An 8,351-nucleotide genomic window follows, 5' to 3' on the forward strand; every position below is an offset into this window, starting at 1 on the left:
GATTATCCATCGGACGTTGGATTAAAGGGGGCGGCGATGGGCGTACCACCCAGGGTGGCGGTGATCGGCGCCGGCGCTGCCGGGCTCGCCGCGGTCAAGGCGCTGCGCGACGCCGGTGTCCCGGTGGTGTGCTTCGAGAGCACCGACCAGGTCGGCGGCCTCTGGGTGTACGGGGCACCCGACTCGCCCGCGTACCGGACGCTGCACCTGAACACCAGCAGGGGCCGCACCCAGTTCGCCGACCACCCGATGCCCACAGACTGGCCCGACTATCCCGACCACCGCCGGGTCGCCGGCTACCTCGCCGACTACGCCGACCGTTTCGGGCTGGGCGAGGACATCCGGCTGCGCCACACCGTCGAACAGGTCACCCGGGACTCGGCAGGCACCTGGACGGTGACCGCCCGCGGGCCGGACGGGCCGGTCGAGGTCACCGTCGACGCCGTGGTCGTCGCCAACGGTCACAACCGGGTGCCCCGGCTGCCCGACCCCGCGTACCCCGGCACCTGCACGGCCGAGCAGATCCACAGCCACGACTACCGGGGTCCGGAGCAGTTGGTCGGCAGACGGGTCCTCGTCGTCGGCGGCGGCAACTCCGCGATGGACATCGCCGTGGACGCCTCGTACGCCGCCACCCGCACCCTGCTGTCATTGCGCCGGGGTGTCTGGGTGGTGCCGAAGTACCTGCTGGGTCGCCCCTCGGACACCCTTAACGGCGCGCTGGCCCGCCGGTTGCCGTGGCGGCTGCGTCAGCGCATCAGCCAGACGATGCTCACCGCCACCGTCGGCAGCCCGGCCCGCTACGGGCTGCCCGCACCGACGCACGGCTTCCTCCAGGACCACCCGACGCTCTCCGACGGGCTGCTGTCGCGGCTGACCCACGGTGACGTCGAGGCCCGGCCCGGCGTCGCCGCCCTCGACGGCGACCGGGTCGAGTTCACCGACGGTCGCAGCGACAACGTCGACCTGATCGTCTGGTGCACCGGCTACCGGGTGGAGGTCCCGTTCCTCGACCCGGCGCTGCTCGGCGGGGGCGCCGACACCCTGCCGTTGTACCGGCACGTGTTCCACCCGGACGCCCCCGGCCTGAGCTTCGTCGGGCTGATGCAGTCCACCGGTTCGGCGTTTCCCCTGGTGGAGGCTCAGGCCAAACTGATCGCCGCGAACCTCGCCGGCCGCTACGCGCTGCCCGATGAGGACCGGCAGCGGGCCGTCTGCCGCGCCGAGCTGCGGGCCGCGACCGCCCGCTGGGGTCAACGCCGCCCGGCGATGCGCGTGGACTTCGACGCCTACCTGGCCGAGCTGACCCGGGAGCTGGCCGCCGGGACGCGCCGGGTCGGGGCGGGGCAGTGAGCCGCCGGACGCTGACCGGCCGCCGGGTGCTGGTGACCGGGGCCAGCGGCACCTTCGGGCGACACCTCGGGGCCGCGCTGACCGCCGCCGGCGCCCGGGTGGTGGGCCTCGACCTGCACGCGCGACCCGACGACGACCTGCCGGTGCTCGGCTGCGACCTGACCGACCCGGACGCCGTCGCGCCGGCGGTGGGCGCCGCCGTCGACCAGCTCGGCGGGCTCGACCTCCTGATCAACAACGCCGGCGTGGGTGGCCCCGCCCCCGCCGAGTTGCCGCCCGACGAGGTGGTCCGCCAGCAACTGGAGGTCAACCTGCTCGCCGCCTGGCGGACCACCGCCGCGGCCCTACCCCCGCTGGTAGCCGCCCGGGGGAGGGTGATCTTCGTGTCCAGTCGGATGGCGGTGCTGCCACTGCCGCTCGCCGCCGCGTACGGGGTCAGCAAGCGGGCCCTGGTCGCCTACGCCGACGCGCTTCGCCACGAGGTGGGCAGCCACGTGGGGGTGAGCGTCGTCTACCCGAGCATGGTCGCCTCACCCATCCACGACAGCACCGCCGAGGCGGGCCTGTCCCTGCGGGGCGTGTCCCGCCCCGAGCCGGTCGAGGGGGTGGTCGCGGCGATCCTGCGCGCCGCCACCGCCCGCCGGGCGCCCCGGGACGTGGCGACCACCACCCGTGGACGCCTGGAGATGGCCGTCGGCCGGCACGCGCCCGCGTTGGCCGACCGGCTGGTCCGCCGTACCCTCGCGGCCCGGCTCGCCGCCGGTGACCTGGACGCCGCGCCGCTGGCCGCCGGGATGCTCCGCCGCCACCGGGGGCAGTGACCGTCGGCTGTCAGGGTGTGGCGACCGCCGCGCGGGAGCGGTCCGTGGCGATCCGGACGGCCAACGCGGCGAGGGCCGTCCCGGTCACCCACCGCTGCACCCGCAGCCACACCGGTCGGCGGGCGAAGAAGCCGGCCAGCGCCCCGGCGCTGAGCACGATCAGCGCGTTCACGCTCAACGCGACGGCGATCTGGGTCAGGCCCAGCAGCAGACTCTGCATCGCCAGGTGCCCCCGCGCCGGGTCGATGAACTGCGGTAGCAGCGACACGTAGAGGATGGCGATCTTCGGGTTCAGCAGGTTGGTGATCAGGCCCATGGTGAACAGCTTCCGGGGCGGGTCCGGCGGCAGCGGGGTGGGCGCGAACGGCGAGTGGCCGCCCGGGCGCAGCGTCCGCCAGGCCAGCCACAGCAGGTAGCCGGCCCCGGCCAGCTTCACCACCGCATACAGCGTCGGCACCAGGACGAAGACCGCGGCCAGGCCGGCGACCGCCGCGACCAGGTAGACGCCGAACCCGGCGGCCACCCCGAGCAGCGAGATCAACCCGGCCCGGCGGCCCTGCGCCACCGAGCGGGACACCAGGTAGACCATGTTCGGGCCGGGCGTGAGCACCAGCCCCAACGCCACCAGCGTGATGCCCAGCAGTGCACCCGTACTCACCACGACGCTTCCCCCGTTCGGTAGTCCCCACACCGACCGTAATCGGGATGAAAATCCCAACCCAGGGCCACCTGGCAGGCCGTGGCCTGCGATCCGGGGTGATCCATCCGCGTTCGGCGCAACGTCAGCACCGTCGGCGGGAATGCTCACCGTGGCGGGCGCGCTGACCCCTGGCAAGTGCGTGTCGCCGGCCGGAGGCGGCGCGTTACGGTGGCCAGGGAGGTGCCGCACGGTGACCGAGGCGTGGGAAGCGTCAGTGGAGGCGAAGATCCAGGATGCCGTTCAGCGCGGCGAGTTCGACGACCTGCCCGGCATGGGCAAGCCGATCCCCGGCCGGGGGGCGCCGTACGACGAGGCGTGGTGGATCAAGAGCTTCCTGGAGCGCGAGGCGCTCCCCAGTGACCTGCTCCTGCCCACGTCACTGCAACTGCGCCGACGCATCGAGCAGGTCCCCGACGAGGTCCGAGACCTGCCCACCGAGCAGTCCGTCCGCGACTTCGTGGGGCAGTTGAACGCGCAGATCGTGTCGTGGCTGCGCTTCCCCGACGACGGCCCCCGGGTCGCGGTGCGCCCGGTGAACACCGAGGACGTGGTCCGCCGCTGGCGCGCCGAACGGGCCCGCCCCAAGGTCACCTCGACCGCCACCGAACCGGCGACCGTTCCGACACCGTCGCGCCGGCCCCGCCGCAGCTGGTGGCGGCGGTGGCGCCGACGGGGCTGACCCCCGGCCACGACCACGGCAGACTGTGCCGATGCTGATCGAATCGCGGTCACCCGACACGCCCTCGACGCCGGGAGTCGCGCTGCGTCCCTGGTGCGCCGACGACCTGGATGAGCTGGTGCGGGCGTACCGGGATCCGATCCTGCGCCGCTGGACCAGAGCTCCAGTGACCACCGCCGCCGAGGCCCAGCGGTGGCTGGACGGCGCACAGCGGGACTGGGCCGACGGCCGGCGGTACACCTTCGCCGTCCTCGAAGAGCAGACCGACGGCCCCCGACTGGTGGGCAACGTGGTGCTCAAGGGGGTCACGCCGCAGCGCCCGGCTCCGGAGGTGGGCTACTGGACGGCGTCGTGGGCACGCGGCCGCGGCGTCGCCCCTCGCGCGGTCACCGCGCTGAGCCGCTGGGCGTTCGACCGGTTCCCCGAGGTGACGCGTCTCGACCTGCTGCACCAGGTGGACAACGTCGCGTCCTGCCGGGTGGCGCAGAAGTCCGGCTTCGTGTTCCAGGAGATCCTGCCGGCCCGACCGCCCTTCCCACTCGACGGTCACCGCCACACACTCGACGCCGGCTAGCCGGCCGTCCGAACCTGCCGCGAACGGATCCGAACAGGTCCGAACGCCTGCTCCCGGCCTCGACCGCGTGAACGCCGATACGGTCTGGGCCACGCGCCCAGACGACCGCCGGCGCGGGAGGGGACGGGGCGAGGTGACCGAGCGCGCCGCGACGTACGCCGAGGTGTTCGCGGTACGCGAGTACCGCCATCTGTTCGGTGCGTACCTGCTGTCCCTGGCCGGCGACCAGCTCACGGCCGTGACCGTGGCGTATCTCGTCTTCAGCGAAACCGGCTCGGCCGCGCTGGCGGCGGCCGCCTACGCCAGTTCCTACCTGGCCTGGCTCACGGGCGGACCGCTGCTGTCCGGTCTGGCCGACCGGTTCCCCCGGCGAAGCGTGATGATCGCGTGCGATCTTGGTCGCGCGGCGCTCATCCCGCTGGCGGCGCTGCCGGCCCTCCCCGCACCGGCCCTGGTGGTGCTGCTCTTCGTGGTCAACCTGATGCGGCCACCGTTCGTGGCGGCGCGGGCGGCGTTGATGCCGGAGGTGCTCGACGGCGACCGCTACGCCGTGGCCAACGGCGTGGACAACATCTGCGCTCAGGTCGTGCAGGTGGTCGGCTTCGCCGTCGGGGGGAGTCTGGTGGCGTTGCTGTCGCTGCGCGGCGCCCTGCTGGTGGATGCCGGCACCTTCCTGGTCTCGGCTCTCCTGATCGGGATCGGCGTGCGTTCCCGCCCCGCGCCTCGACCGCCGTCGCGTCCGACCGGCCAGGGCCGGGCGGTCGGGCTGCGGGTCGTCTTCGCCGATCCCCGGCTGCGGTCCTACGTCCTGGTCCTGTGGACGGCGAGCGCCTTCACCTACGCGGCCGAGGGGCTGATGGCGCCGCTGGCCCGACAGTACGGCGGCGGGGCCGGCACTGTCGGACTGTTGCTGGCGGCGGCGCCGTTGGGGATGGCCATCGGCGGGGTCGCGCTCACCCGGTTCTGTCCACCGGCGGCCCGGCCACGGCTCATCCTGCCGCTGGCCGCGATGTCGGCCGGCGTGCTGACAGTGGCCTGGCTCATCCCTCCGCTGTGGATGATGCTCCTGCTGTTGGCGCTGGCCGGCGCCGCGAGCGCCTTCGCCATCCCCCTGAACGCGTTGTTCGGCCGGGCGGTGCCGACGCAGTACCGGGGACGCGCGTTCGGGGTGGCCATCACCGGTCTCAGTGGCCTGCAGGGGACGGCGATGGTCCTCGCGGGTCTGGCCGCCGACCGGTGGGCGGCCACCACGGTGATCGGGTTCAGCGGATTGTCGGGCGCGGTGGCGGTTCTCGCTGTCATGCCGCTGTGGCCACGGCGACCCGACTCCAGAGCTGCGACGTCCGAGTCTCCTGTCGAACAAGCCCGAACGACTCCGAACGCCGACGTCCCTACCGCCGAAGCAGGCCGTGGCCGACGCTGAGGTCAGCTGGCGGGCAAGGGACCGTCACCGAGGGGGAGGAGTAGGACATGCGCAGCGTTCGTAACCGTGGCATCAGCTGGACCTGACCCTGACGCTCCAACCGGGTGGTCGCCCCGACAGGCGACCACCCACCCCTCGACGCTGGTGCGAGTCAGTCGACTGCGGCGCGCCAGACCCAGGAGGTACGCCGGGCCCGGCCGGGCAGCTCGCCGCGGCCGGTCATCCAGAGCAGCACCTCGGGTGCCGCCCCGGCTGGGGCGTCCGGGAAGAGCCGCCGCAGCACCAGCGCGCTCAGCCGTTGCGGCGGCTGCCACGGCACAGCGAGGCCGAGGGTGATGTCGTGGGTGTGCAGCAGGGTCTCGGCCACGCCCATGGCGGCGAAACCGGCCGGATCGCACGGGCCCCAGTGCCAGGCCCGCGTGTCCGGCGGAGCGGCGTCGACGGCGGCGGCGAGCAGACCGGTGCAGGCCCGCACCACGGTGAGCACCTGCGCCGGGCTCGCGTCGGGTGAGACCCGCAGGTCGTACGGCAGATAGCCGTCATCCGGGCGGCCGGTGACCTGGCCCGCGTACGCGAGGAGGTCGTGCGCGACGTGCGCCGCGGTGGTCCAGCAGTTCCAGCTCAACGAGCCGGCCGGCACCGACCAGTCGCGTTCCCGGTGTGGCAGCAGCACCCGGGTCATCTCGTCGGCTGCCTCCCGCAGGTCGGCGCCGGTCACCGCCGACATTCGCCAACCCACCGGGCAGCGCCGGGCGTGGGAATCCGGTCATGGGTAAAGGACGTCGAGGCATGCAAGAATCCATCCTCGCATGTGGGGGAGGTGAGCGGAATGCTGCCCAACCTGGTGGTGGACACGACCGTGGTGCCTCCGGCGGACAGGTTCGCCTTCTGGTATGCCCTGGTCGCCCAGGAGACGGCACCCGCGCACATCAGCAGCGGCCACCTGGACAACTTCGTCGCGTACGCGCAGGCCATCGATCTCGGCCGCATTCGGATGACCTCGCTGCGCTATCCGTCGCTGGACTCGATCCGGCCCACGACACTGGCCCGCCGAACCGAGGGGGACGTGTATCAACTCGCGCTACCACTGACGGGTCACAGCACCCTGATCCAGGACCGCACCGAGTCCACGCTGGAAGCCGGGAACCATTTCACGCTCTTGGACACCGCGCGACCGCACGTCGCCCGGCATCGCGCGGACGGCCCCGGTCTCGCCACCACGATCACGGTGCAGATACCGCACGCGTCGCTGCCCCTGGCGCCGGACCGGCTCCGCCGCCTGTTGGCCACGCCGATGCCGTCGCATCTCGGCGTCGGCGGGCTGTTGGCCCACCACCTGCAGAGCATCGCGGCGCACCCGGAGCAGTTCGAGCCCGCCCAGGCCGAGATCCTGGGCGGGGTGGCGGTGGACCTGCTCACTGCCGCGCTCGCTCAGTACCTCGACATCGAGGACACCCTGTCACCGGAGGCGCGGCAGACCGCACTGCGGGCCCGGGTCGTCGATTTCATCGACCGCCACCTTGACAGTGACGAGCTCAGCCCTCGCAGCGTCGCCGCCGCCCACCACATCTCGCCGCGGTCGCTACACCGCCTTTTCGAGGCGGAGGCGACGACGGTTGCCGAGCTCATCCGCGCCAAGCGCCTGGAGCAGTGCCGGCGTGATCTCGGCAACCCGCTGCTGCGGCAGCCGATCCAGGCCATCGCCGCCCGTTGGGGTTTCCCGGACAAGGCCCACTTCAGCCGCCTCTTCCGTGCCCACTACGGACGTTCGCCGCAGGAATACCGCACAGGCGTCTCTCGCCAGGATCGGTGACCCGCCCCGACCGACCTCGCAGGGACGCTGCGACAGCGCAACGTCAGCTCCGCGCGGGTGACCACCCGTCGGCGACGAACCGGGAGGCGTCGGGACCCTCGCCCGAGAAGAGGACGCCGTGCCGGTCCGCTGCCACGACCCGGTCGACGTAGACGCCACGTCCCTGCCCGGAGCCGTCGGTGCTGCTACTGAACCGCAGGTGGGTGGCCTGATCGGGCAGCGCCACCGTGACCTGCCACCACACCCAGCCCCCGTAGCCGGTGACCGTGCCGTCGGCGCTCCACCGGCGGGCGGCGTCGCGGAGCTGCATCGTCGCCGGCACCCAGGTCAGACCACCGTCGGTGGAAACCTCGAAACGCGCGCTGTCGAAGCGGGGCTCGGTGTCGTACCAGAGCAGGAAGCTCGCCGTGCCGCCACGGCCGGGCCGACGCAGCGGCGCCGTGAGCGTGCTCGTCGCGGAGTCGCGTGGGTCGGCCCGCCAGGCGCTGGCGGACTGCGGCCGCACCGGCAACGCCTCCGCGAGGTCACGCGCGACGGCCCGTCGGGCGACGTTGTTGCTGCCCCAGCCCCGGTCCGGGTGCACCCGGTTGCTGAGCATGACGACGAACGAGTGGGAGAGCGGGTCGATGACGATCGACGTGCCGGTGAAGCCGGTGTGCCCGAAGGCCACCGGCGAGGAGAGCCCCATCATGTACCAGTGCTTGTTCAGCTCGAAACCGAGGCCGCGGTCGCTCTCCGGGTAGGCCGACTCCAGCGGCGCGTTGTAGTTGACCAGCATCGCGCGCACCGTTTCCGAGCGCAGGATCCGCCGGCCGCGGTATTCGCCGCCGTTGAGCAGTGACTGGCAGAGCGCAGCGAGGTCCGCGGCCGTGGAGAAGACCCCGGCGTGCCCGGCCACCCCGCCGAGCGACCACGCGTTCTCGTCATGGACCTCACCCCACACCATGCCGCGTCCCGCGTACGGCTGGTATTCGGTCGCGGCGATCCG

The 8,351-nt window shown here is 72.9% G+C and carries 9 protein-coding genes; 6 read left to right on the plus strand and 3 right to left on the minus strand.

Annotation, left to right across the window (positions count from 1 at the left end):
* Positions 1 to 36: 36 nt before the first annotated feature.
* Together KBX34_RS16190 and KBX34_RS16195 are read left to right on the plus strand one after the other, a co-directional pair.
* A complete protein-coding gene (locus KBX34_RS16190) occupies positions 37 to 1,353 on the plus strand; it encodes an NAD(P)/FAD-dependent oxidoreductase (RefSeq protein WP_210925654.1) in 1,317 nt (438 codons plus the stop codon).
* The gene (locus KBX34_RS16195; RefSeq protein ID WP_210793992.1) at positions 1,350 to 2,174 is read left to right on the plus strand and encodes an SDR family oxidoreductase; all 825 of its coding nucleotides are present in this window, start codon (positions 1,350 to 1,352) and stop codon (positions 2,172 to 2,174) included. The genes KBX34_RS16190 and KBX34_RS16195 overlap by 4 nt, the downstream gene beginning before the upstream one ends.
* Positions 2,175 to 2,184: 10 nt before the next feature.
* On the opposite strand, the gene KBX34_RS16200 is transcribed toward KBX34_RS16195, so the two are convergent.
* On the minus strand, positions 2,185 to 2,835 hold the full coding sequence (locus tag KBX34_RS16200; RefSeq protein ID WP_210793993.1) for a LysE family translocator: 651 nt from the start codon (positions 2,833 to 2,835) through the stop codon (positions 2,185 to 2,187).
* A 229-nt stretch (positions 2,836 to 3,064) separates the two neighbouring features.
* On the opposite strand from KBX34_RS16200, the gene KBX34_RS16205 reads away from it, so the two are divergent.
* From KBX34_RS16205 to KBX34_RS16215, 3 genes are all read left to right on the plus strand, one after another.
* The gene (locus KBX34_RS16205; RefSeq protein ID WP_210925656.1) at positions 3,065 to 3,553 is read left to right on the plus strand and encodes a DUF1992 domain-containing protein; all 489 of its coding nucleotides are present in this window, start codon (positions 3,065 to 3,067) and stop codon (positions 3,551 to 3,553) included.
* Between the two features lie 31 nt (positions 3,554 to 3,584).
* Positions 3,585 to 4,127, plus strand: coding sequence for a GNAT family N-acetyltransferase (locus KBX34_RS16210; RefSeq protein ID WP_210925657.1), 543 nt, complete (start codon positions 3,585 to 3,587; stop codon positions 4,125 to 4,127).
* Between the two features lie 133 nt (positions 4,128 to 4,260).
* Positions 4,261 to 5,550 (plus strand): MFS transporter, encoded by a 1,290-nt coding sequence (locus tag KBX34_RS16215; RefSeq protein WP_210925659.1) that lies wholly within the window; start codon positions 4,261 to 4,263, stop codon positions 5,548 to 5,550.
* A 151-nt stretch (positions 5,551 to 5,701) separates the two neighbouring features.
* Here KBX34_RS16215 and KBX34_RS16220 read toward each other — a convergent pair whose 3' ends face one another.
* Positions 5,702 to 6,277, minus strand: a complete 576-nt coding sequence (locus KBX34_RS16220) for a maleylpyruvate isomerase N-terminal domain-containing protein (protein ID WP_210925661.1) — start codon at positions 6,275 to 6,277, stop codon at positions 5,702 to 5,704.
* A gap of 102 nt (positions 6,278 to 6,379) precedes the next feature.
* Here KBX34_RS16220 and KBX34_RS16225 point away from each other — a divergent pair, with 102 nt between their 5' ends.
* Positions 6,380 to 7,363: a helix-turn-helix domain-containing protein gene (locus KBX34_RS16225; RefSeq protein WP_210793998.1), complete on the plus strand. Its 984-nt coding sequence runs from the start codon at positions 6,380 to 6,382 to the stop codon at positions 7,361 to 7,363.
* Positions 7,364 to 7,406: 43 nt separating this feature from the next.
* Here KBX34_RS16225 and KBX34_RS16230 read toward each other — a convergent pair.
* Positions 7,407 to 8,351 (minus strand): serine hydrolase (locus KBX34_RS16230; protein WP_210925663.1); only part of this gene is annotated, 945 nt, incomplete at its 5' end.

The sequence above is a fragment of the Micromonospora sp. M61 genome (assembly GCF_018070245.1).
GTDB classification, from domain to species: domain Bacteria; phylum Actinomycetota; class Actinomycetes; order Mycobacteriales; family Micromonosporaceae; genus Micromonospora; species Micromonospora zamorensis.

Excerpts from the sequence above, each read along its gene's own strand:
- KBX34_RS16190 (WP_210925654.1), top strand. The coding sequence starts at position 37 with ATGGGCGTACCACCCAGGGTGGCGGTGATCGGCGCCGGCGCTGCCGGG.
- KBX34_RS16210 (WP_210925657.1), top strand. The coding sequence starts at position 3,585 with ATGCTGATCGAATCGCGGTCACCCGACACGCCCTCGACGCCGGGAGTC.
- KBX34_RS16220 (WP_210925661.1), bottom strand. The coding sequence starts at position 6,277 with ATGTCGGCGGTGACCGGCGCCGACCTGCGGGAGGCAGCCGACGAGATG.
- KBX34_RS16225 (WP_210793998.1), top strand. The coding sequence starts at position 6,380 with ATGCTGCCCAACCTGGTGGTGGACACGACCGTGGTGCCTCCGGCGGAC.